Below are 22,663 nucleotides of genomic sequence, written 5' to 3'. Positions count from 1 at the left end.
TGACCATGTACTTGACGCCTCAGCATATCCTGCTCGCCGGCGCCTCCGGCCTGACCGGGGAGCAACTGCTCGATCGTCTGCTCAACGAGCCCACCATCACCCGCGTCCTCGCGCCCAGCAGACGCCCACTGAGCGAACACCCACGCCTGGAAAACCCGGTCGGCGACCCCGCCGTATTCCTGCCGCAACTCAGCGGCAAAGTGGAAATCGCCTTCTGCTGCCTGGGTACCACCCTCAAGCAGGCCGGTTCCGAAGCCGCTTTTCGCGCGGTGGACCTGGACATGGTGGTGGCCTTCGGCAAACGCGCGCGGGAGCTGGGCGCACGGCACCTGATCGTGATCAGCGCCCTGGGCGCCGACCCCAAGTCGTCGATCTTCTACAACCGGGTCAAAGGTGAAATGGAAGAAGCGCTGAAACTGCAGGGCTGGCCACAACTGACCATCTGCCGGCCATCACTGCTGCTGGGGGATCGCATCGAGCCGCGCCTGGGCGAACAGCTGGCCGGACCACTGTCGCGGCTGATACCGGGCAAGTACCGCGGGATCGAAGCCTGCCAACTGGCCCGGGCCATGTGGCGCCTGGCCCTGGAAGAGCAGACCGGCACGCGGATCGTCGAGTCCGACGAACTACGCAAGCTGGGCAAATGAATCGCTCGCCCGCAAGCCGCTCCTGCACGTACCTGTAGGAGCCGGCTTGCCGGCGAAGCACTACAACCCGCCCGTTGCCTGAAACCCCACCCCCAATACCGTCAGCACCGACAGCGGCAGCAACAGGGTATCGAGCAGGGCACTGGCTGGCAGATCCACGCCAGGATAGCTCGGTGCCTCAGCGCCAAAGCGGTCCATGGCGCAGCACCCACCCTGCATCGCATACAAGTCCAGGCGCGTCCCCGAATACACCACCGGCGCCCCGGGCTGGGCGGCATTCAAGGTCCGGGCCGTGGCACAGCCGCCCAGTTGCAGGGCGGCCAACAGCACCAGCAGGGACTTACTCATCGCTGCTCAGATGATGCTCGCCCCAGCGCGGCAACATGTCCTGCGGGATGTTCAACAGATTGAGAATCCGCGCCACGACAAAATCCACCAGGTCATCGATGGTCTGCGGCTGGTGATAGAAGCCCGGCGAGGCCGGCAGAATGGTCACGCCCATGTTCGACAACTTGAGCATGTGCTCCAGGTGAATGCTGGAGTACGGCGCCTCGCGAGGCACCAGAATCAACTGCCGGCGCTCCTTGAGGGTCACGTCCGCGGCGCGCTCGATCAGGTTGTTGCAGGCACCGGTGGCAATCGCCGACAAGGTACCGGTGGAGCACGGCACCACTACCATCGCCGCCGGCGAGCCGGAGCCCGAGGCCACCGGCGACATCCAGTCCTCCTTGCCATAAACGCGGATCTGCCCCGCCGACGCACCGGTGTATTCGGTGAGGAAGGCCTGCATGGTCTGCGGCTTGGGCGGCAGGGTCACATCGGTTTCCGTGGCCATGACCAATTGCGCAGCCTTGGAGATCAGAAAATGCACCTCCCGGTCCTCACGCACCAGGCAGTCCAGCAGGCGCAAGCCGTACTGGGCGCCCGAGGCACCGGTCATGGCCAGGGTGATGCGTTCCGGGCCGTTGTTCATCGCAGCGCCTCGGCCAGTTTGCCGTGCAGGCCGCCAAAGCCGCCGTTGCTCATGATCACCACCTGGGTGCCCGGCTTGGCCTGGCTCTTCACCCGCTCGATGATGCCTTCCAGAGAGTCGCTGACAATCGACGGCACCGTGCACAAGGCCGCCGTGGCGGCCAGGTCCCAGCCCAGGTTGGCCGGGGCATACCAGATCACCTGATCGGCCTGGTTGACGCTTTCCGGCAGGCCATCGCGGTGCGCGCCAAGCTTCATGGAGTTGGAGCGCGGCTCGATGATGGCGATCACCGGGGCATCGCCAACCCGCTTGCGCAAGCCATCCAGCGTAGTGGCGATGGCCGTCGGGTGATGGGCGAAGTCATCGTAGATGGTCACGCCATGCACTTCGGCGACTTTCTCCATGCGCCGCTTCACGCTCTTGAACGCGCTCAGGCCGGCAATGCCCATCGATGGCACCACGCCCACATGGCGTGCCGCAGCCAGGGTGGCCAGGGCATTGGCGACGTTGTGCTGGCCGGTCAGCTCCCACTCCACCACGCCCTGGCTCACGCCTTCGAACATCACCTCGAAGGCCGAACCGTCGGCGCTCAGCAACTTGACCTGCCACTGGCCACCGGCGCCGGTAGTCTGCACCGGGGTCCAGCAGCCCATCTCGATCACCCGCTGCAAGGCAGGCTCGGTGGTGGGATGGATCACTAGGCCTTCGCTGGGAATGGTCCGCACCAGATGGTGGAACTGCCGCTCGATAGCCGGAAGATCAGGGAAGATGTCCGCATGATCGAATTCCAGGTTATTGAGGATCGCGGTCCGTGGGCGGTAGTGGACGAACTTCGAGCGCTTGTCGAAGAAGGCGCTGTCGTACTCATCGGCCTCGATCACGAAGAACGGCGTACCGCCCAAGCGCGCGGAGACGGCGAAATTCTGTGGCACGCCGCCGATCAGGAAGCCCGGGCTCATGCCCGCATGCTCCAGGACCCAGGCCAGCATGCTGCTGGTGGTGGTCTTGCCGTGGGTCCCGGCCACCGCCAGTACCCAACGCCCCTGCAGCACATGGTCGGCCAGCCATTGCGGGCCGGACACATAGGGCAGGCCCTTGTTCAGCACGTACTCCACCGCCGGGTTGCCGCGGGACATGGCATTGCCGATCACCACCAGGTCCGGCGCCGGGTCCAGCTGGGCAGGATCGTAGCCCTGGGTCAGCTCGATGCCCTGGGCCTGCAACTGGGTGCTCATCGGTGGATACACGTTAGCGTCGGAACCGGTGACGTGATGGCCCAGCTCTTTGGCCAGAACCGCCATCGACCCCATGAAAGTGCCGCAGATACCGAGAATATGGATGTGCATAGTCGACCTCGAAAAACATCGGCGCAGGTTAGCGTAGAGGGCTGCAAATCGCACCCATTAGCTGACCGGGAGGTTGCTGCTGGCCTGCGCCGGCGCAAGCCCGACGGGCCAGCAGCGGCCGGCAGCTCGGACTAGCGCGCGATGCCGTGCTTGCGCAGCTTTCTATAGAGGGTGTTGCGGCTCACGCCCAACTGCTCGGCGGTATGGGTCATGTGCCAGCGCTGCTGCTCCAGGGCCGCCAGCAACGCCACCCGCTCTGCATCCTCCAGTGGCCGCTCCGGCACCTCTGCTTCCGCTTCGCCCAGCGGCGCCGGGCGGCTGTGGCGGATCAGCGGCGGCAGATCATCCAGGCCAATGCGGCCGTTTTCACACAAGGCCGCCAGGGTACGCAGCACGTTGCGCAATTGCCGCACGTTACCCGGCCAGGAATAACTCAACAGGCTCTGGCGCACCGCGTCCTCCAGCATCACCGGCTGGCCGCCCGCCTCTTCGGCCAGGAGGAAATCCAGCAACTGGGATTTGTCGCTGCGATCGCGCAAGGCCGGCAAGGCGATCTCCAGGCCATTGAGCCGGTAATACAGGTCCTCACGGAAGCTACCGTCGCGCACCCGCTCCAGCAGGTCACGGTGGGTCGCGCTGATGATGCGCACGTTGACCGGTTGCGGCTCGCCGCCGATCGGCACCACCAGCCGATCCTCCAGTACCCGCAGCAAACGGGTCTGCAGGGCCAGGGGCATATCGCCGATTTCATCGAGGAACAGGGTACCGCCATCAGCCTGCTGCAACTTGCCGCGCATGCCCTCCTTGCGCGCCCCGGTAAAGCTGCCGCCGCGATAACCGAACAGCTCGCTCTCGATCAGGCTTTCCGGGATAGCCGCGCAGTTGAGCGCGACAAAGGCCTTGCCCGCCCGCGCGCTGCCCTGGTGCACCGCCTTGGCGAAGGCCTCCTTGCCGGAGCCGGTCTCGCCATTGATCAGCAACGGCACATCGCGCTCGAACACTCGCGAGGCGCGGCGAAAATCGTTCTGCAGGCCGTCATCCCCCAGGCAGATCCCCGAGGGCCGCGCCGGCGCAATGGCCTGCGGTGCCCGCAGCACCGCTGGTTGTGCGGCCGGCTGTGGCTGGCCGCGCAACAAGGCGAACAGGCGTCGCCCGTCCCGGGTGCGCAATGGCCAACTGGCGCTGGCATTGATACTGGCGCGGCCGAGCAGTTCATCCAGGGAGCAATCGAAAAAGCTTTCCACCGGCTTGCCCAGCAACCCGCCGCGAATATGCCCCAGCAGGTTCAGGGCGCTCTGGTTCACCGCACAGATCCGGCCATCGCCATCGAACGCCAGCAGGCCCTCGCTGAACAGCCCCACCGACTCCGCCTGCAGATGAAAGCGCAGCAGCCACTGGTTCTCGAAATAACGCAGGAAATAGCAGCTCTCGATCATCTTCGCCGACAGATTGACCAGGGCCATGGTGTGGAACTGGCTCTGCCGGGACACGTCCTGGCGCGCCGACGACACATCCAGCACCGCCAGCAACTCGCCATGGGGGTCGAACACCGGGCTCGCAGAGCAGGTCAGGCCGGTGTGCCGACCACGGAAATGCTCGCCCTGGTGAATGGTCAGCGGCTGGCGCTCCACCAGGCAGGTGCCGATGCCGTTGGTGCCCTCCCGGGCCTCGCTCCAATCGGCGCCCAGCCACAGTCCGGCATGCTCGAAGATCTTGCGTTCGCTGGGGGCGGTAATGCAGTTGAGGATCACGCCCCGGGCATCGGTCAGCAGCACCGCATGCCCGGCGCCGGACAGTTGTTGGTGCAGGTTGGCCATCTCGGTGCCGGCAATCTGCAAGACATCTTGCAGGCGCTCGCGGCTTTCCAACAGGCGGCCATGCTCAAGCACCGTAGGGGCCATGACCTGGGCCGGGTCGAGATGATAGTCCTCGAGGCAGCGCAGCCAGGAGCGGGCAATGGAAGGATCGCTGCCCGGGCCCTGCAAATGAGCCTTGCCCTGGGCCACGGTGAGCACCTGCTGGGCATGCCGGCTCAAGTAATTGCTAGTGTGCATTTCTTATTATTCTCCTGCTGCGCTGTCACGCTCAGACGAAATACTGTCGCCACTGCCGGGCTGCAATCGACTACGAAGGAGGAATGCTCATCAGACTTGTCCGACAAGATTCGACACGCGAACCAGCATCCTCCAGGCGCTGCTGCATTGCAATGCCGGCTTGACTCCCGAGTCACAGGTTGTGCCACTTAGGTTACAAACTGTCACTCAAGCCTGTACCGGATCCGTCACAGCGCCCCGTAGCGGTCCCCTCGAAACATCCGCAAACCCTTGATGCATATGGCCTGTAGCACGCTGGCCCGACCTTTGCTCTACGCTTGATATGCGCTACGGCGCGTCCTCCCCCATAAGCATAAAAGCCAGGAGATACCCACCATGCGTTACGCACACCCCGGTACTGAAGGCGCTATCGTTTCGTTCAAGAGCAAATACGGTAACTACATCGGCGGCGAGTTCGTCGCGCCTGTCAAAGGCCAGTACTTCACCAACACCTCGCCGGTCAACGGCCAGCCGATTGCCGAATTCCCCCGCTCCACTGCCGAAGACATCGACAAGGCCCTGGACGCCGCCCATGCCGCCGCTGACGCCTGGGGCGCGACCTCGGTGCAGGCGCGCTCGCTGATCCTGCTGAAGATTGCCGACCGCATCGAACAGAACCTCGAACTGCTGGCCATCACCGAAACCTGGGACAACGGCAAGGCCGTGCGCGAAACCCTGAACGCCGACATTCCCCTGGCCGCCGACCACTTCCGCTACTTCGCCGGTTGTCTGCGGGCCCAGGAAGGCAGCGCTGCGGAAATCGACGGCAACACCGTGGCCTATCACATCCATGAACCCCTGGGCGTGGTCGGGCAGATCATCCCGTGGAACTTCCCGATCCTGATGGCCGCCTGGAAACTCGCCCCGGCCCTGGCAGCGGGCAACTGCGTGGTACTCAAGCCCGCCGAGCAGACCCCGCTGGGCATCACCGTGCTCATGGAAGTGATCGGCGACCTGCTGCCACCCGGCGTACTCAACGTGGTGCAAGGTTTTGGCCGCGAAGCCGGCGAAGCCCTGGCCACCAGCAAGCGCATCGCCAAGATCGCCTTCACCGGCTCGACTCCGGTGGGCTCGCACATCATGAAGTGCGCCGCCGAGAACATCATTCCGTCCACCGTGGAACTGGGCGGCAAGTCGCCGAACATCTTCTTCGAAGACATCATGCAGGCCGAGCCCAAGTTCATCGAAAAGGCCGCCGAAGGCCTGGTGCTGGCTTTCTTCAACCAGGGTGAAGTCTGCACCTGCCCATCCCGCGCCCTGGTGCAGGAATCGATCTACGACGAATTCATGCAAGTGGTGATGAAGAAGATCGAGCAGATCAAGCGTGGCGACCCACTGGACACCGACACCATGGTCGGCGCCCAGGCTTCCGAGCAGCAGTTCGACAAGATCCTCTCCTACCTCGACATCGCCAAGAATGAAGGTGCGCAGCTGCTCACCGGCGGCAAGGTGGAAAAACTCGAGGGTGACCTGTCCAGCGGCTACTACATCCAGCCGACCCTGCTCAAGGGCACCAACAAGATGCGCGTGTTCCAGGAGGAAATCTTCGGCCCGGTGGTCAGCGTCACCACCTTCAAGGACGAAGCCGAAGCCCTGGCGATCGCCAACGACACCGAGTTCGGCCTGGGTGCCGGGGTCTGGACCCGCGACATCAACCGCGCCTACCGCATGGGCCGCGGGATCAAGGCCGGCCGCGTCTGGACCAACTGCTACCACCTGTACCCGGCCCACGCCGCGTTCGGTGGCTACAAGAAATCCGGCGTCGGCCGTGAAACCCACAAGATGATGCTCGACCACTACCAGCAGACCAAGAACCTGCTGGTGAGCTACGACATCAACCCGCTGGGCTTCTTCTGATCGATCCTCCCGGCGGCCCAGGCCGCCGGGAGGCCTTTTCGCGGCCTTGCCGCACAGGTTCACCTGCTCTGATCCGGTGCCGACGGCTTGCCGGACGGGACACTGCTGTCGGAAGTTCTGCGCCAAACCAGTCGTGCACAGACCCTGCTTGAAAAACAATAACAAGGGACAAACGCAATGGATCAGATCGGCAACTACGTGCTCTACCTCATCATGCTCTGCGCCGTACTTGGCGCCTTCGCCGCCATCTATGACAGCGAGCGAGGCCTGGGCAAGGAATTCATGGAAGGCATTCACGCCACCGGCTACATCTTCGTGCCGGCCGCGGGCATCATGGCCTCCATCCCCTATCTCACCGTGGTCATCGAAACAGTCTTCGGACCGTTCTTCAATTCCCTGGGAGCCGATCCGGCCCTGGCGGCGACCATGATCATCGCCTCGGACATGGGCGGCTATCAGCTGGCCTCGGCCCTGGCCGCCAGCAAGGAAGCGCTGGTAATGGCGCTGATCACCGGCTTCATGGGTGGCGCCACCATCGTCTTCTCGATCCCCATGGGCCTGGCGATGCTCGACAAGCGCGACCACAAGTACATGGCCCTGGGGATCATGTCCGGGATCCTCACCATTCCCGTGGGCGTAATGATCGCCAGCCTGATCCTGGCCTTCAGCAACCCGCAGGTACGCGAACTGGTCAGCACCAGCGGCGAAGCCAGCTACCAACTGGCCCTGGGCCTGGGCAGCATCTTCGCCAACCTGCTGCCGATCCTGATCTTCGTCGTGGCCCTGGCCCTGGGCCTGCGCTTTTTGCCGGACATGATGATCAAGGGTTTCATCATCTTCGGCCGGGCCATGGACGCGGCGATCAAGCTGGTACTGGTGTTCTCCATCGTCGAGTACTTCACCGGGGCCTTCTCCGCGGTGTTCGGCGGCTGGGGCTTCCACCCGATCATCGCCGACGCCGAGGACCAGACCCGCGCCCTGGAAACCGCCGGCTACATCGGCATCATGCTGGCCGGCGCCTTCCCCATGGTCTACCTGCTGCGCAAGTACCTGGGCAAGCCCCTGGAAAACCTCGGCGGCAAGATCGGCCTCAGCGCGGTAGGCAGTGCCGGCATGCTGGCCACCATCGCCAACATCCTGGCCATGTTCCGCCTGGTGCGCTTCATGCCGCCCAAGGACAAGGTGGTGAACATCGCCTTCGGTGTCTGCGCCGCCTTCCTGCTGGGGGACCACCTGTCCTTCACCGCCAACTTCCAGCCGACCATCATCCTCCCGGTATTGATCGGCAAGATCAGCGCCGGCTTCGTCGCGGTGGGACTGGCCTATTGGCTGTCGGTACCCAAGGCCCTGCAACTGGAAGCCCAGGACCGGGCTGCCGGAATCATCGGCGAAGGCGAGTACCTGGGCGGCACGGCCCTGGAAACCCCGGAACCGGCAGGCCAGAAGGCCACGGCCTGACTCCGGCGCGGCGAGGAACGCCTGCATGCAAGCCTTCACCGGCGGCGCCCAGGTCTTGCTGCTGGGGCTGGACTTCGGGTCCACCACCAGCAGCGTGCTGATTGCCCAGGCCAGCCTCAGCAGCCACTGCATCACCGGGCGCATGGCCCTCAACGAACCCCGGGTGCTGTTTCGCGGCGACCCGGTGTTCACGCCCTTCAAGGATGAGGTCATCGATGAAGCCGCGATCCGCGGCCTGATCGAAACCTGGCTTGAACAGGCGGACGTGCGCCCGCAGCAGTTGTTTTCCGGCGGGGTGATCATCACCGGGCTGGCGGCCCGGCGGCACAACGCCCAGGCCCTGGCGCAACTGGTGGGGCAACTGATCGGTAACGCACTGATCACCCGTGCCGACGATGGCGGCCTGGAGTCCTGGCTGGCGTTCATGGGCAGTTGCTCGGCCCTGAGCCGCTTTCACGCGCAGCAGCCCATGCTCAACCTGGATATCGGCGGTGGCACCACCAATGCCGCCTGGGGCCTGGAGGGCAATGTGCTGGCCAGCGGTTGCCATTTCATCGGTGCCCGGCACCTGCAATTCGAGCCGGGCAGCTATCGGCTCAGCGGAATGTCGGAGTTCGGCCGGGCCCTGCTCGATCACCTGGCGATTGGCAAAACATCCGGGCAACTCCTCGACAGCTCACAACTGCAGGCCGTGCTGGATTGGTACATCGACGCCCTGCTGGCGCTCGTGTCGGGGGACCGAGCGTTCTTCGCCAGCCCGCTGGGCCGGTTGACGGAGCAACTGCCGCTGAACCTGCCGGCTCACGAACCTGATGTGGCGCTGACCTTTTCCGGTGGCGTCGGCGAGTTGCTGTATCGGCACTTGCAGGGTGAAACCCTGCCCGGCACCACCCACTACGGCGACCTGGGCATCGACCTGGCCCTGGCCATTGCCCGCCAGCCGCGGCTGGTGCGTGACGCCCGCCGCCTGGTCCCGGAAAACCGTGGCCGGGCCACGGTCTACGGGCTGACCCTGCACAACACCGAAATCTCCGGCAGCACCTTGTTCCTGCCCCGGCCCGAAGCACTGCCGCTCAAGGACCTGCCCATCGTTGCCCGTCTATCGGTGCGCGCCTCCCGGCAGCAACTGGAGGCGGCCCTGGAACTGGCCCTGAGCAGCCGCGACGGTGCCTGCCTGCAATTGCTCGATGGCGGCCAGGCGCCAGGCCTGGAAGAAATACGCCACCTCGGCGCCCTGCTGTGCCGGGCCCTGGGCACTGCCCGCCCGGCGCCCCAATGGCCGCTGGTGCTGCTGTTGGAGAGCAACGTCGGCAAGGTCCTGGGCAACTACGCCACGGATTGGGGGCGCAGTTCTTGCAACCTGATCGTCATCGACGAAGTACGTGAACGCTCGGCGCACTTCATCAATCTGGGAACACCCCATCAGCACATAGTGCCCGTCGCCTTTTACGGTGTGCACTGATGCCGATGCCGGCCAAGGAGAGTCTTGCCATGTCACTCACCGAACTGCAGCACATCCGCCTTCCCGTCGTCCCGGCCGAACGTGGCTACAGCACCCGGGTGCTGGATCGCCAGATCGCCTTCGACAGCCTCAAGGCGGTGCTCGGCGCCGCCGACATCAGCAAGGCCGGGGACCGTGTGGCGGGGCTGGCCGCCGTGGATGAAATCACTCGCGAAGCAGCGCGCAAGGTGCTCTCGGAACTGACCCTGGATCACTATTTCCAGCACCCGCTGACCGACCGCCACGGCCATATCGACAGTGTCATGCAGGTCAACTACGACATCGACCACGAAGTGTTCGGGGAAATCGCCCCTCTTACCCTGGGCGCCCTGAAAGATCGCCTGCTGCGCAGCCACGGCACCGAAATACGCCGCATCGGCCGCGCCCTGACCGGGGTGATGGTGGCCGCCCTGGCCAAGCTGCTGGATGTGCATGAACTGATCCTGCTGTCGAAAAAGCTCAAGAGTGGCGCGGCCGCCAAGGCCCGAACCCTGGTGGGCCTGCCCGGCACCCTGTCGTCGCGCTTGCAGCCCAACCATCCCACCGACAACCTCAGCGGCATCACCCTGCTGGTCTACACCGGCCTGAGCATGGGCTCGGGGGATGCACTGATCGGCCTCAACCCGGCCATCGACACCGTGGACAACATCAGCGCCACGCTTCACCACCTGGACAAGCTGCGCCGGGAAACCGGAGCACCCACCCAAATCTGCGTGCTGTCCCATATCAAGACCCAACTGGCCTGCCTCGACCAGGGCGCTCCAGTAGAGATCATGTTCCAGAGCCTGGCGGGCACCGAACGTACCCTGACCGACGAGTTCGACGTTACCGTGCAACTGCTGGACCAGGCCTGGCAGACCATGGCCGAGCGCGGCCCGCTGCGGGACGTGGCGGAAAACTTCATGTACTTCGAGACTGGCCAGGGCAGCGAGCTGACCTACGGCAAGCACGAAGGCATCGACATGACCACCTGCGAAGCCCTGTGCTACGGGCTTGCCCGGCGCTACCGGCCGTACATGGTGAACAACGTCACCGGCTTCATCGGCCCGGAAACCCACCTCGACAACTTCGAGATGACCTATTCCTGCCTGCAGGACCAGTTCATGGGCAAGTTGCTGGGCCTGCCCATGGGCATGGCCCCCTGCTACACCCTGCACTCGCAAGTAACCCTGGAAGGCCAGCAGATGGCCACCGAGTTGCTGACCGCGGCCGGGGCCAACTTCTTCATGGACGTGTACCTGAGCACCGACCGCATGCTCGCCTACTTCGACACCAGCGCCCACGACAACCAGACCCTGCGCGAGGTGCACGACCTGGCACCGGCCCCGGAATACCTGCGCTGGGCCCTGGGCAAGGGGATTTTCCAGGAAGACGCCCACGGCAACGTGGAACGCGGGCCGAACTGGGGCAACCCGAGGATTTTCTGCCAGTCGGACATCGACTTCCAGCGCCTGCTGGAATCCACCCCGGCCACCTACGGCTTCGACAACGCCGGGCCGCGCCCGGCCAACAGCGTGTCGCGTACTGTACGCGCCAACCTGGCAGTGGCCCGCGAGGCAATCTACGTCGACTTGCGCCCCACCGAAATCGGCGCCATTCCCCTGCGTGAGTTGCGCACCGCCGCCCCGGACAAGCTGGCCCATCTGCAAGACCCGGAGCTGGGCGCGCGGCTGACCGAGGAAGTGCTGCGGCGCCTTAAACCGGAATACAACGACGTGCAGATCGTGATTTCCGACGGCCTCAGTGCCGAGGCCATCCACCACAACATTCCCGAGCTGCTGCCGGTGCTGCTGGACGGCTTGCACAGCCGCGAGCTGCGCATCGGCCAGCCGATCCTCGCGCCCTATGGCCGGGTCAAGCTGGCGGAGTCGGTGGGCGAGGCCCTGCAACCCCAGCTGATCATCGTGCTGATCGGCGAGCGGCCCGGCGGCGATGCCCTGGCCTCACGGAGCATGTCCGCCTACCTGGGCTACCGCCTGCCGGACGAGCAGGCGCGCCGCGCCGCCGCCCAGTTCAGCGGCAATGCCGACATTCGCTATGAATACACCGTGATCTCGAACATCTACAGCGGTGGCCTGCCGCCGCTGGAAGGCGGCAGCCTGGTGGCGGAAAAGGCCTTTGCCATCCTCCATCACCGGGCTGCCGGCAATCGTCTGGAAAACCTGCTGAAGAAGGTGGCATCCTGATGATCCGCCAGCACTCGGCAACGCCCCTACATCGTTGAAACGGAGACTGAGATGGCCCAATTTTCCCACAGCGTAGGTTCTCAGACCTATCGCTTCGACAGCCTCAAGGACGTCATGGCCAAGGCCAGCCCGGCCCGTTCCGGCGACTTTCTGGCCGGGGTTGCCGCCCTCAACGACGGCGAGCGGGTTGCCGCCCAGATGACCCTGGCGGATATCCCACTCAAGCACTTTCTCGAAGAGGTGCTGATTCCCTATGAGTCCGACGAAGTCACCCGGCTGATCATCGACACCCATGACCGCGAGGCCTTCGCCACCGTCAGCCACCTGACCGTGGGCGGCTTTCGCGACTGGCTGCTCAGCGACGCCGCCGACGAACAGAGCCTGCGGGCCCTGGCGCCGGGCCTGACCCCGGAAATGGCCGCCGCGGTGTCGAAGATCATGCGCGTGCAGGACCTGATCCTGGTGGCGCAGAAGATCCGCGTGGTGACCAAGTTCCGCGGCACCCTGGGGCTGCGTGGACGCCTGTCCACCCGCCTGCAGCCCAACCACCCCACCGACGAGCCGGCGGGCATCGCCGCAAGCATTCTCGACGGCCTGCTGTACGGCAACGGCGACGCGATGATCGGCATCAACCCGGCCACCGACAGCATCGCCTCGATCTGCGCCATGCTGGAAATGCTCGATGCCATCATCCAGCGCTACGAGATCCCCACCCAGGCCTGCGTGCTGACCCACGTCACCACCTCCATCGAGGCGATCAATCGCGGCGTGCCCCTGGACCTGGTCTTTCAATCGATTGCCGGCACCGAAGCGGCCAATGCCAGCTTCGGCATCAACCTCAACGTGCTCCAGGAAGGCTACGAGGCGGGCCTGAGCCTGAACCGCGGCACCCTGGGGCAGAACCTGATGTACTTCGAGACCGGCCAGGGCAGCGCCCTGTCGGCCAACGCCCACTTCGGCATCGACCAGCAGACCTGCGAAACCCGCGCCTATGCCGTGGCCCGGCACTTCAAGCCGTTCCTGGTCAATACCGTGGTCGGCTTCATCGGCCCCGAGTACCTGTACAACGGCAAGCAGATCATCCGTGCCGGCCTGGAAGACCACTTCTGCGGCAAGCTGCTGGGCGTGCCCATGGGCTGTGACATCTGCTACACCAACCACGCCGAAGCCGACCAGGACGACATGGATAACCTGCTGACCCTGCTGGGGGTGGCAGGAATCAACTTCATCATGGGCATCCCCGGGTCCGACGACATCATGCTCAACTACCAGACCACGTCCTTCCACGACGCGCTCTATGCCCGGCAGACCCTTGGCCTGAAACCCGCTCCCGAATTCGAGCAATGGCTGGCCAGGACCGGCATCTTCACCCAGGCCGACGGCAAGGTGCATTTCGGCAACAACCTGCCGCCGGCTTTCCGCCAGGCGCTGGCCCAGTTGGGATAAGGAACAGGCTCATGCAAAAACACCCCACCGATTCGCAGAACCCCTGGCTGGAACTGCGCCGCCTGACTCCGGCACGCATTGCCCTGGGCCGTACCGGCACCAGCCTGCCCACCGATGCTCAACTGGACTTCCAATACGCCCACGCCCAGGCCCGGGATGCGGTGCACCTGCCCTTCGACCACGCCGGCCTGAGCGCCCAATTGGCCGAGCGCGGCCGTGACAGCCTGCTGCTGCACAGCGCCGCCACCGACCGCCACAGCTACCTGCAACGCCCCGACCTGGGACGCCGGCTCAGTGAAGACTCGGCCCAGGCCCTGCGCGACTATGCCAGCGCCCATCCCGGCGGGTTCGATCTGGCAGTGGTGGTAGCCGATGGCCTGTCGGCCCTGGCGGTGCATCGCCATACCCTGCCATTTCTGGCACGCATGGAGGAACAGACCGCCGCCGAAGGCTGGTCGCTGTCGCCCGTGGTGCTGGTGGAACAGGGCCGGGTGGCGGTGGCCGACGAGGTCGGGCAACTGCTGGGGGCGAAGATGACGGTGATCCTGATCGGCGAACGCCCGGGGCTCAGTTCCCCCGACAGCCTGGGGCTGTATTTCACCTACCAGCCGAAAATCGGCCTCACCGACGCCTATCGCAACTGCATCTCCAATGTGCGCCTGGAGGGCCTGAGCTACGGCATGGCCGCTCACCGCCTGCTCTACCTGATGCGTGAAGCCTGCCGCCGCCAACTGTCGGGGGTGAACCTCAAAGACGAGGCGCAAGTGCAGACCCTGGACAGCGACGAGCCGGCAGATATGAAGGGCAACTTCCTCCTGGGCCCGCCCCAAGCGTGATTTTGCAAGACGATTGCGCTTTTTCGCCGCTTTGGGCAGCATCGCAACACGGCTGCCCGAGTCATCCAACCTGTGCCGTCACATCCACTTGAAGTTGAGAGCCACCATGCGGATTACTCAAGCAACCCTCGAGCACCTGGATCTGTTGACTCCCTTATTCGTCAAATACCGCGAATTCTATGGCGCACTGCCCTACCCGGATTCGTCCAGGGCCTTCCTGGAAAAACGCCTGCGGCGCAAGGAATCGGTGATCTACCTGGCCCTGGCCGACGACGACAGCAACAAATTGCTGGGCTTCTGCCAGCTGTACCCGAGCTTTTCCTCCCTCTCCCTCAAGCGTGTGTGGATTCTCAACGATATCTACGTTGCCGAAGACGCCCGGCGCCAGCTGGTGGCGGACAACCTGATGCGCACCGCGAAGAAGATGGCCAAGGAAACCAACGCCGTGCGCCTGCGGGTGTCCACCAGCAGCAACAACGAAGTGGCACGCAAAACCTACGAGTCCATGGGTTTTCGCGAAGATACCGAGTTCAAGAACTACGTCCTGCCCCTCAGCGACGACTGACTCTGCAGACAGCGGCCCCAGGGCCGCTTTGGTATTTCCGCCCCTGACGCGCGCCCTCCCGGCAACCTACCAAGCACCGGCCAAGCCGAAACGCCCCGCTACAATCTGAACACGCATTTCACTTGTCAGCCCTTATAATGCCGACCTTTTCGGATCGTAAGAAAAGCTACACACCCCTGTAGTCCCTTTCTCCGAGTCATCGCACAGGCCTGCCGAGCCAGGCTGTCATCACAGGTGCCCCAATGGATTTCAACCCGATCGACCTAATCCTTCATCTCGACGTTTATCTCGACATGCTGGTGACCAACTACGGGCCCTGGATCTACGCCATCCTGTTCCTGGTGATTTTCTGTGAGACGGGCCTGGTGGTAACCCCCTTCCTGCCCGGCGACTCCTTGCTGTTCATCGCCGGCGCGGTGGCCGCAGGCGGCGGCATGGACCCGGTGCTGCTGGGCGGCCTGCTGATGCTGGCGGCGATCCTTGGCGACAGCACCAACTATGTGATTGGACGAACGGCAGGGGAACGGCTGTTCAGCAACCCCAACTCGAAGATCTTCCGCCGCGACTACCTGCAGAAAACCCACGACTTCTATGAAAAGCACGGCGGCAAGACCGTGACCCTGGCGCGCTTCCTGCCGATCATCCGCACCTTCGCGCCCTTCGTCGCCGGCGTGGCGCGCATGCCTTACCCACGGTTCTTCGCTTTCAGCGTGGCCGGCACCATCCTCTGGGTCGGCGGCCTGGTGACCCTGGGCTACTTCTTCGGCAACGTGCCCTTCATCAAGAAAAACCTCTCGCTGCTGGTGGTGGCCATCATCCTCCTGTCCCTGGTGCCGATGATCATTGGCGTACTGCGCAGCCGTTTTGGCCGCAGTACCGAAAAAGCCGAAACCCGCTAAGCACCATGTGGTCCCTCAGCGCCTGGCGCCGCAAGCGCCGGCTGGCCAGGCACCCGGTCAGCGATGAAACCTGGCAGCGGGTACGCCAGCACCTGCCCTTCCTCGACGGCATCAGTGCCGCCGAGGACCAGTGGCTGCGCGAGGCCAGCGTGCTGTTTCTCGACGACAAGCACCTCACCGCCCTGCCCGGGGTCGAGCTGCATCAGGAACAGCGCCTGCTACTGGCGGCCCAGGCACAGCTGCCGCTGCTGCACCTGGGGGACCTGAACTGGTATCAGGGCTTCCACGAAATCATCCTTTACCCCGACGACTTCCTCAGCCCGCAACGCCATCGCGACGCCAGCGGTATCGAGCACGAATGGGATGGCGAGCACAGTGGCGAAGCCTGGCAGCAGGGGCCGGTCATCCTCGCCTGGCCCGGAGTCCTGGCCAGCGGTGGCTGGGAAGCCTACAACCTGGTGATCCACGAACTGGCCCACAAGCTGGACATGCTCAACGGCGACGCCAACGGCCTGCCGCCGCTGCACAGCGACATGCGGGTCAGCGAGTGGGCGCAAGTGATGCAAAGCGCCTACGACGACCTCAACCACCAGTTGGACCGCAATCCGGACGCAGAAACCGCCATCGACCCCTACGCCGCGGAAAACCCGGCGGAATTCTTCGCCGTCACCAGCGAATACTTCTTCAGCGCCCCGGACTTGCTGGTGGCGGCCTATCCGAAAGTCTATGCACAACTACAGCTGTTTTATCGGCAGAATCCACTGGCCCGGTTACAGCAACTTCAAGCAGAAGATCCGGTCTATCAAACGCACCACTAATGTCCTGTCGCGCTATTTAAGCTGTTCATCTGAAGACCGGTTACCTGACAACCAGGCCGCCGGTCGCTCGGCAAACCCGAACACGCCCGCAACACAGTACAACCAAGGTTCTACGACCCTTGGCACGTGGCATCGGTAGCGGAGTGTGTCTATAATCGCCGCCACTTTTTGGTCAATCCGGCCAAGTCATTTGGTCAACTAACGGGGGCAACGCCCAATGAGCTACAGCAAGATTCCGGCGGGCAAAGACCTGCCGAACGACATCTACGTCGCTATCGAAATCCCGGCCAACCACGCGCCGATCAAGTACGAAATCGACAAAGACAGCGACTGCCTGTTCGTTGACCGCTTCATGGCCACCCCGATGTTCTACCCGGCCAACTACGGCTTCATCCCCAACACCCTGGCTGACGACGGCGACCCCCTCGACGTACTGGTCGTGACCCCTTACCCAGTAGCGCCAGGCTCGGTGATCCGTGCCCGTCCAGTGGGCATCCTGAACATGACCGACGACGGCGGCGGCGATGCCAAAGTGATCGCGGTACCACACGACAAGCTGTCCCAGCTGTATGTCGACGTGAAGGAATACACCGACCTGCCAGCCCTGCTGCTGGAACAGATCAAGCACTTCTTCGAGAACTACAAAGACCTCGAAAAAGGCAAGTGGGTGAAGATCGACGGTTGGGGCAATGCCGATGCAGCCCGCGCCGAGATCCTGAAGTCGGTTGCTGCCTACAAAGGCTAAGAAGCAACTGCACGCTTGGAGCAACAAGCTTCAAGAAAGAGCCCCGGTCATCCGGGGCTTTTTTATGCCCGCACGCAGCACCAGTTGCCTGCTGGCGCCGGCTTGCCAGTGAACCGCTTCCTCGGCCGACCACGCATCCAGCAACATATTCTTCGCACTTTTTACTGCTTCAAGGCCTCTGGAACGCGCTTCGCACTGGGAATTCCCGGCGAATATGCGTATGCTGCGCCCCACATTTGCGCATCGACCCTTCAAGCGGTCAGAGCGCCTGACGAAGCGGATGACTTTCTCGCCCAGTCCCACAGCCAGCCGCAAGAGCTGGGTGTACGTTTTGAAGGCTGGTGCGGTTTACCAAAAATGAACCAAGCCAGTCCCCGAGAAGCCGGCCACAAGCCGGCTTTTTAATTGCCCGAAATAATCCTATCCCATCCGAAAGCTCACCTGCTAGCTTAGCTATTACGCAGGTTTAAGGCATTTCCTTGTCCAATGGTGTTCAACGTCATTTGACCTCATCCGACAATGAGGTGGGGGGACAGGTGGGGGGACAAAAGGAACAGCAAGGGGAAATCAATGGGTAAGCTAAACCCGAAACAAGTCGAAAACCTGACCGAACCTGGTACCTATGAAGATGGTGATGGGCTACGGCTGGTCGTCAAACCTACCGGGCGTAAATCATGGCTACTCCGCTTTCAACTGGCGGGCCGTCGCAGAGAGATGGGTCTGGGCTCATTCCCTGAGGTCAGTCTCAAGAAGGCCAGACAAGATGCCAGTGCTAAACGCAGCCAACTGAGTGATGGCATCGATCCCTTGGCTGCCAGAGACGTAGAGCGAGCGACCCAACGGGAAGCCCAGCGTGCAAGTGAAGCCAAGCAACTGAGGTTCGAAACGCTCGCAATGGAATACCGTGATGCTCACGGTGCCGCTTGGTCAGAGAAATGGCGTAAAGGCTGGCTGCGAAAGCTGGAGCTGTATGCGTTTAATCAAATAGGGAAGCTGTCAGCCGAAGACATTGGTACTCCTGAAGTGCTCAAGGTTTTACAACCTATCTGGGCCACCAAGACCAGAACCGCTGACGAGGTTCGCGGCCAGATTGAGCAAGTTCTGGATGCAGCCAAGGCACGCAACCTGCGACAGGGTGAGAACCCTGCTCGCTGGCGCGGACATTTGGAGAACCTGCTGAGCCGTTCTGAAAAGAGGAAGGCTCGGAAGCGTGAGCACTTTGAAGCCTTGCGCTGGCAGGAAGTGCCCGATTTGATGGTAAAACTCAGGGCGAACTCAACACCTCCGTCTCAGGCGGCTCAACTCCTGATCATGACGAGCGCACGCGCCCACATGGTCAGGTTTGCTCGTTGGGATGAGTTTGATCTAGCGGCCGGAACTTGGTCACTCCCAGAAGAGCGAATGAAGATGCGAGTAGCTTTCGTGATTCCGCTTTCCAAAGAGGTCGTAAAACTTGTGAGGAGCATTCCGAGAAATGAAGGAAGCGCCTTTCTATTCCCTGGTCAAGGCAAGACAGGTGTCATGCACGCAAACGCAGTACGAACGCTCTTACATTGCATGGGGTACAAGCACATCACAAGACACGGCTTTCGTTCCTCATTTCGAGACTGGGCTGGGGAATGCACCCATTACCCACGCGAGGTGTGTGAGATGGCGCTTGCGCATGATGAACGTGACCAAACCGAAGGAGCCTACTCACGCTCGGATTTCCTGGATAAGCGTCGCGCCCTGATGGACGACTGGAGTGACTTTTTAAACACTGTCATAAAAGCCTCCAAACCCTGAGCGTGATTCGCCCCCACTATCACCTGCAAAAGTAGTACGTTGCTCTCCAAAACCACAAAAACTAACGAATTGCGCGACACTCTATCAATGAGCATCGCCAAGGATTGCACAATGACCAAAGCAACTCAGCCACTATTTCCACCACATCAAATCACAGCGAGCATGAATGAAAGCGTAGGCAACACTACAGTTGTTGAAGCTATTGCTAGAAACCACAGCATGCTTCGAGATCACTTTTTTGATTCGTTACTTGACCTCGATCACTATATTCAACTACTGGAGGACATCCGCACGGTCACAGGCAACCCAGGACTACAAGCCGAACTAGAAACCCGATGGGAAAACGAAGACATACAACGGGATGAAGCAATCAAAACACTGCTACATCACGTGAGATATGCCTGCCTGTACCTCGAACTGGGGAGCGACGCTGAGGCACAAAAAAACCGTGCCCGGGCATGGGCTTTCACCAACTATGCAAGTGTGATGGTCGGCGAGATCATAGAAAAGTCTGCAGCCATCCTCAATGCAATGAAAGCAGATGATCGCTCAAACCAGAACACTATAAATGCTCAAGGACGAAACAAATCTACCCTGCTGGTAAAAGAGGAGGCAGCAAGACTGCTAAAGGATAGGCAACCTAAGGACGGTTGGCCAACTAAAGTTAAAGCCGTTTCCGACCTTGAAGGCCCCTTGGCCGAGTTTATTGAAAAAAATAAAATCCCTGCTTTACAGATCTCAAATATTGAGAAGTGGCTGACCGCATGGCTACGTGAAGACGAACTCGTTAAGCAGGCTTGGAAAAATAGTAAGCGCGTTAAAATACGATGAACGTTAGACTTTACACTATTGGATTTGCGTCATCGACTATTTGGCCCTCAGTGCCTCTAAGGGCCTACTGCTGTGATGCCCCTAGGCCATCCCTCCCTCGCGGCGAAACAGCCCTAGGCCTACCACGGGTGCCTTTGGGGCCGGGGCTTAACCCTTTGCCCATACCCCTGCCTTCAGTTTGCAGTTTCATGTAAAGGTCCGTTTTCGTGAGGTACACCACTGCGCCTCGCAAAGCCTCACGTAGCGCGGACTGACTATGGTCGATCATCCCGACCCCACAGGTCTTGTAGCCGTGCTTGTTCGCATTACAGTTGAAATACAGACCACGCCCTTTCGTGACTACATCCGACCAATACTCACCCACCCGCCGAGCGACAGTCACGTCTTCTTTAGGTGAACACCATCGACCTACGCAATGGCATCAGGAACATGTCTCGCCCTAACTGTTACCGGCGACCGGCTCTACGGGCTGGGGCAACTGATCCGAGATAATATACGATAAAAATGCTGTCCACTATCTTGACAAATATGGGGGCCATCAGGAGTCTTTACAGACTGGATGGCTAAGGCTTAACTAGCGCCTGATAACGATATATCTTGCCGCGCATTGGACGGTGATAGTTTTCGTTATTCGACGTAAGCATCTATACGTCAGATCACAAGCTCCGGTACGCCGAGTAGTGCCCCCCCCAATATCTTAGAACCATTACCAGAGTTCGTATTTAGCTTTAAGTGTGCCTGCCGTACCTTCGCGCTCACCTGCATAGCCCTGCACACCAAAATCAATACTCAGTGCCCCGTTGGCGGCCAGTGGGTTCATCGTTACGCCGACCTCAAAGACCCCGGCGTTACCGCTTAGCGACGGCTTCTCAATGGACATTCCATAAGCACTGCCTGACACATCGCCTTTGAACTCGCGCTCATAGGCAGCACCCACATAGGGTTTGATTTTCTGCGTATAGGCGTAGCTATATCGGCCACCCAACCGAAGGCGAGAGCTTTCAGAGGCGTTAAAACTGAGCTTGTCTTTACCGATACTGACTGTGTCCGCATCCATACGGGTCCAGGTGTAGCGGCTATACACATCGAGCGACCGTTTTTCATCGAAATTCAAGACGTAACCTATACCACCATGCGCACCGTAGTACTTAGACTTCCGGCTGTATTTACCACGAATCCCTTCGGCATCCGTAAGGTCAGTACTGTCAAAGCTCATGTCGGCATTACCAGTACGCACCGACCCATCTATGTATAGCCCCTCATGCCCGCGCTTACTTGAAGAGGGAGTCTTAGTCATAGCAGTCCCGGCAACTGCCATGTGGAACAGCGCGCCACCACCGGAATAGCGCACATTGCCAGTCCCATGCACGGAGCCGTAATCAGACAAGTTATTGTAACTATCGTAATTACCATCACCACGCTCAGCAAAAATACCAACGGTGATAGCACTTCAGTCTTGAAGCTCGAGGCCTGTGGCTACACCAAAGAGCATGTTGAAACCACGCACATCAACGTGCGACCCCGTGTTGTAAGGGCTAGAACCACCATTGACCACAACAAATGGCGTCAGGTTAATTCCTTCCTGCTGCGCTCGCTTAACATTTGAATCAGCTGCATTGATTCCGTGATCACTGATCAGATCAGCGCCTTGATTGGTGAAGGCAAGAGACGCCGCCCCACCCTCTAGAAAGGCTTTTGAAGTGGGGTTGATTCGTCCAGCAGGTGTAGAATCCTGCTTTCCGTCAATACTCAAAACAAGGGCGTCATTGATAGTTTTGAGGTTTGCATCGTAAATGATGAAATGACCTTGTTTAACCTGCTTACTCGTAAGAGTCGGAGTGCCCTCAGCCTTATCGACAAGCGTTACGATGTCACCTGCATTAAGGCGATTGCCATCGTTCTCCATCGCCACAGTGTGCTGAGTGTCATCAAGCTTGACTTTGTCGGCACCTGTTATACGGATCAAAGTGTCGTTGTTGACCACGTCTTTAGGAAGGATCCAGTTAAAATTCTCGAAATTGTAGATGCCAGTCAGTGACCCTCTATACCCATTAAGATTTAGAGTGTTACCTGAAAACGCTCGACTATTTTGAACGGTGCCATCGCCATCAATGCTATAACCACCATAAACCGAGCCAGCAATCGTTAAATCAGAGCCTTCAAGCGCAACGGTATTATTGATGACTTTACCGCCATCACCTGCGACTCGACCAACCGCTGCTGCCCCCCCATGACTGTAGCCGCCATATATATCACCGGAAATTACTGACCTACCTGAAAGATAGACTTTATTGTCAACAACATCCCCACCTTTACCCCCACTAGCGGAAATGTCTTTGGCGCTAGGTCCTGCCGCGCCACCATAGCTCAAACCGCCAAAAATAGATCCCCCGGCCATACCGCCTGCCCCAGGTCCACCACCCCGAACACTTCCACCACTTCCACCACTTGCACCAGTGAGAGTTACATCAGTCAGGGAGATGGTGTTTTTTGACACATTCCCTCCGTTGCCGCCGTTTGAAGATAAAGCCGTGACGGATAACGCTCCTCCGGAGCCGCCATAGCTTGCGCCACCGAAAACGGATCCGCCTCCCATACCTCCGGCGCCGCCGCCACCGCCGGCGAGGGTGGTTTTGTCGCCAGGACCACCATTGCCACCACTTCCACCTGCGAGGTT

At 61.2% G+C, this 22,663-nt stretch carries 20 protein-coding genes; 14 read left to right on the top strand and 6 right to left on the bottom strand.

Annotated features, from left to right (window positions below; all coding sequences use genetic code 11):
• The first annotated feature begins 5 nt into the window (after positions 1-5).
• Positions 6-647 (top strand): oxidoreductase, encoded by a 642-nt coding sequence (locus tag AC1RMG_RS28745; protein WP_011063682.1) that lies wholly within the window; start codon positions 6-8, stop codon positions 645-647.
• Positions 648-707: 60 nt separating this feature from the next.
• On the opposite strand, the gene AC1RMG_RS28740 is transcribed toward AC1RMG_RS28745, so the two are convergent.
• The 4 genes from AC1RMG_RS28740 to AC1RMG_RS28725 all read right to left on the bottom strand — a co-directional run bounded on the left by AC1RMG_RS28740 (position 708) and on the right by AC1RMG_RS28725 (position 5,020).
• Complete coding sequence (locus tag AC1RMG_RS28740) at positions 708-995, bottom strand: YceK/YidQ family lipoprotein (RefSeq protein ID WP_011063683.1); 288 nt, start codon at positions 993-995, stop codon at positions 708-710.
• The gene (gene ubiX / locus AC1RMG_RS28735; RefSeq protein WP_011063684.1) at positions 988-1,620 is read right to left on the bottom strand and encodes a flavin prenyltransferase UbiX; all 633 of its coding nucleotides are present in this window, start codon (positions 1,618-1,620) and stop codon (positions 988-990) included. Before ubiX ends, AC1RMG_RS28740 begins: the two co-directional genes overlap by 8 nt.
• The gene (mpl, locus tag AC1RMG_RS28730; RefSeq protein ID WP_011063685.1) at positions 1,617-2,966 is read right to left on the bottom strand and encodes a UDP-N-acetylmuramate:L-alanyl-gamma-D-glutamyl-meso-diaminopimelate ligase; all 1,350 of its coding nucleotides are present in this window, start codon (positions 2,964-2,966) and stop codon (positions 1,617-1,619) included. Before mpl ends, ubiX begins: the two co-directional genes overlap by 4 nt.
• 131 nt (positions 2,967-3,097) lie before the next feature.
• Positions 3,098-5,020: a sigma-54-dependent Fis family transcriptional regulator gene (locus AC1RMG_RS28725; protein WP_011063686.1), complete on the bottom strand. Its 1,923-nt coding sequence runs from the start codon at positions 5,018-5,020 to the stop codon at positions 3,098-3,100.
• A gap of 375 nt (positions 5,021-5,395) precedes the next feature.
• Between AC1RMG_RS28725 and exaC the strand changes: the two genes are divergently transcribed.
• From exaC to AC1RMG_RS28660, 13 genes are all read left to right on the top strand, one after another.
• The gene (gene exaC / locus AC1RMG_RS28720; protein ID WP_011063687.1) at positions 5,396-6,916 is read left to right on the top strand and encodes an acetaldehyde dehydrogenase ExaC; all 1,521 of its coding nucleotides are present in this window, start codon (positions 5,396-5,398) and stop codon (positions 6,914-6,916) included.
• A 177-nt stretch (positions 6,917-7,093) separates the two neighbouring features.
• Positions 7,094-8,374, top strand: a complete 1,281-nt coding sequence (eutH, locus tag AC1RMG_RS28715; protein ID WP_011063688.1) for an ethanolamine utilization protein EutH — start codon at positions 7,094-7,096, stop codon at positions 8,372-8,374.
• Between the two features lie 25 nt (positions 8,375-8,399).
• On the top strand, positions 8,400-9,836 hold the full coding sequence (locus AC1RMG_RS28710; protein WP_011063689.1) for an ethanolamine ammonia-lyase reactivating factor EutA: 1,437 nt from the start codon (positions 8,400-8,402) through the stop codon (positions 9,834-9,836).
• Positions 9,837-9,865: 29 nt separating this feature from the next.
• Positions 9,866-12,061 (top strand): ethanolamine ammonia-lyase, encoded by a 2,196-nt coding sequence (locus AC1RMG_RS28705; protein WP_103407242.1) that lies wholly within the window; start codon positions 9,866-9,868, stop codon positions 12,059-12,061.
• 51 nt (positions 12,062-12,112) lie between these two features.
• Complete coding sequence (locus AC1RMG_RS28700; RefSeq protein ID WP_011063691.1) at positions 12,113-13,507, top strand: ethanolamine ammonia-lyase subunit EutB; 1,395 nt, start codon at positions 12,113-12,115, stop codon at positions 13,505-13,507.
• Between the two features lie 11 nt (positions 13,508-13,518).
• Positions 13,519-14,343: an ethanolamine ammonia-lyase subunit EutC gene (gene eutC / locus AC1RMG_RS28695; RefSeq protein ID WP_015637181.1), complete on the top strand. Its 825-nt coding sequence runs from the start codon at positions 13,519-13,521 to the stop codon at positions 14,341-14,343.
• Between the two features lie 106 nt (positions 14,344-14,449).
• Positions 14,450-14,908: a GNAT family N-acetyltransferase gene (locus AC1RMG_RS28690; protein WP_011063693.1), complete on the top strand. Its 459-nt coding sequence runs from the start codon at positions 14,450-14,452 to the stop codon at positions 14,906-14,908.
• Positions 14,909-15,150: 242 nt separating this feature from the next.
• Positions 15,151-15,807 (top strand): DedA family protein, encoded by a 657-nt coding sequence (locus AC1RMG_RS28685; protein ID WP_011063694.1) that lies wholly within the window; start codon positions 15,151-15,153, stop codon positions 15,805-15,807.
• A gap of 5 nt (positions 15,808-15,812) precedes the next feature.
• A complete protein-coding gene (locus AC1RMG_RS28680; protein ID WP_015637182.1) occupies positions 15,813-16,625 on the top strand; it encodes a M90 family metallopeptidase in 813 nt (270 codons plus the stop codon).
• Positions 16,626-16,842: 217 nt separating this feature from the next.
• Positions 16,843-17,370, top strand: a complete 528-nt coding sequence (ppa, locus tag AC1RMG_RS28675) for an inorganic diphosphatase (protein ID WP_011063696.1) — start codon at positions 16,843-16,845, stop codon at positions 17,368-17,370.
• Between the two features lie 15 nt (positions 17,371-17,385).
• Positions 17,386-17,775, top strand: a complete 390-nt coding sequence (locus tag AC1RMG_RS28670; RefSeq protein ID WP_169893382.1) for a hypothetical protein — start codon at positions 17,386-17,388, stop codon at positions 17,773-17,775.
• A gap of 165 nt (positions 17,776-17,940) precedes the next feature.
• Positions 17,941-19,155 carry a tyrosine-type recombinase/integrase gene (locus AC1RMG_RS28665; protein WP_404673634.1) on the top strand — a complete coding sequence of 405 codons (1,215 nt, stop codon included), beginning with the start codon at positions 17,941-17,943 and terminating at the stop codon, positions 19,153-19,155.
• A gap of 111 nt (positions 19,156-19,266) precedes the next feature.
• Positions 19,267-19,986 carry a hypothetical protein gene (locus AC1RMG_RS28660; RefSeq protein WP_404673633.1) on the top strand — a complete coding sequence of 240 codons (720 nt, stop codon included), beginning with the start codon at positions 19,267-19,269 and terminating at the stop codon, positions 19,984-19,986.
• A 706-nt stretch (positions 19,987-20,692) separates the two neighbouring features.
• Here AC1RMG_RS28660 and AC1RMG_RS28655 read toward each other — a convergent pair.
• Positions 20,693-21,373, bottom strand: a complete 681-nt coding sequence (locus tag AC1RMG_RS28655; RefSeq protein WP_493170822.1) for an autotransporter outer membrane beta-barrel domain-containing protein — start codon at positions 21,371-21,373, stop codon at positions 20,693-20,695.
• Between the two features lie 63 nt (positions 21,374-21,436).
• The gene (locus AC1RMG_RS28650) at positions 21,437-22,483 is read right to left on the bottom strand and encodes a hypothetical protein (RefSeq protein ID WP_493170820.1); all 1,047 of its coding nucleotides are present in this window, start codon (positions 22,481-22,483) and stop codon (positions 21,437-21,439) included.
• Positions 22,484-22,663 lie beyond the last annotated feature (180 nt).

This window comes from Pseudomonas sp. GW822-FHT04H02 (assembly GCF_058800645.1).
This window is presented reverse-complemented; position numbering and strand designations above follow the sequence as displayed.

Excerpts from the sequence above, each read along its gene's own strand:
- AC1RMG_RS28705 (WP_103407242.1), top strand. The coding sequence starts at position 9,866 with ATGTCACTCACCGAACTGCAGCACATCCGCCTTCCCGTCGTCCCGGCC.
- AC1RMG_RS28685 (WP_011063694.1), top strand. The coding sequence starts at position 15,151 with ATGGATTTCAACCCGATCGACCTAATCCTTCATCTCGACGTTTATCTC.
- ppa (WP_011063696.1), top strand. The coding sequence starts at position 16,843 with ATGAGCTACAGCAAGATTCCGGCGGGCAAAGACCTGCCGAACGACATC.
- AC1RMG_RS28665 (WP_404673634.1), top strand. The coding sequence starts at position 17,941 with ATGGGTAAGCTAAACCCGAAACAAGTCGAAAACCTGACCGAACCTGGT.
- ubiX (WP_011063684.1), bottom strand. The coding sequence starts at position 1,620 with ATGAACAACGGCCCGGAACGCATCACCCTGGCCATGACCGGTGCCTCG.
- AC1RMG_RS28740 (WP_011063683.1), bottom strand. The coding sequence starts at position 995 with ATGAGTAAGTCCCTGCTGGTGCTGTTGGCCGCCCTGCAACTGGGCGGC.
- AC1RMG_RS28690 (WP_011063693.1), top strand. The coding sequence starts at position 14,450 with ATGCGGATTACTCAAGCAACCCTCGAGCACCTGGATCTGTTGACTCCC.
- eutH (WP_011063688.1), top strand. The coding sequence starts at position 7,094 with ATGGATCAGATCGGCAACTACGTGCTCTACCTCATCATGCTCTGCGCC.
- AC1RMG_RS28660 (WP_404673633.1), top strand. The coding sequence starts at position 19,267 with ATGACCAAAGCAACTCAGCCACTATTTCCACCACATCAAATCACAGCG.
- exaC (WP_011063687.1), top strand. The coding sequence starts at position 5,396 with ATGCGTTACGCACACCCCGGTACTGAAGGCGCTATCGTTTCGTTCAAG.
- AC1RMG_RS28745 (WP_011063682.1), top strand. The coding sequence starts at position 6 with ATGTACTTGACGCCTCAGCATATCCTGCTCGCCGGCGCCTCCGGCCTG.
- AC1RMG_RS28680 (WP_015637182.1), top strand. The coding sequence starts at position 15,813 with ATGTGGTCCCTCAGCGCCTGGCGCCGCAAGCGCCGGCTGGCCAGGCAC.
- AC1RMG_RS28725 (WP_011063686.1), bottom strand. The coding sequence starts at position 5,020 with ATGCACACTAGCAATTACTTGAGCCGGCATGCCCAGCAGGTGCTCACC.
- eutC (WP_015637181.1), top strand. The coding sequence starts at position 13,519 with ATGCAAAAACACCCCACCGATTCGCAGAACCCCTGGCTGGAACTGCGC.
- AC1RMG_RS28710 (WP_011063689.1), top strand. The coding sequence starts at position 8,400 with ATGCAAGCCTTCACCGGCGGCGCCCAGGTCTTGCTGCTGGGGCTGGAC.
- mpl (WP_011063685.1), bottom strand. The coding sequence starts at position 2,966 with ATGCACATCCATATTCTCGGTATCTGCGGCACTTTCATGGGGTCGATG.
- AC1RMG_RS28700 (WP_011063691.1), top strand. The coding sequence starts at position 12,113 with ATGGCCCAATTTTCCCACAGCGTAGGTTCTCAGACCTATCGCTTCGAC.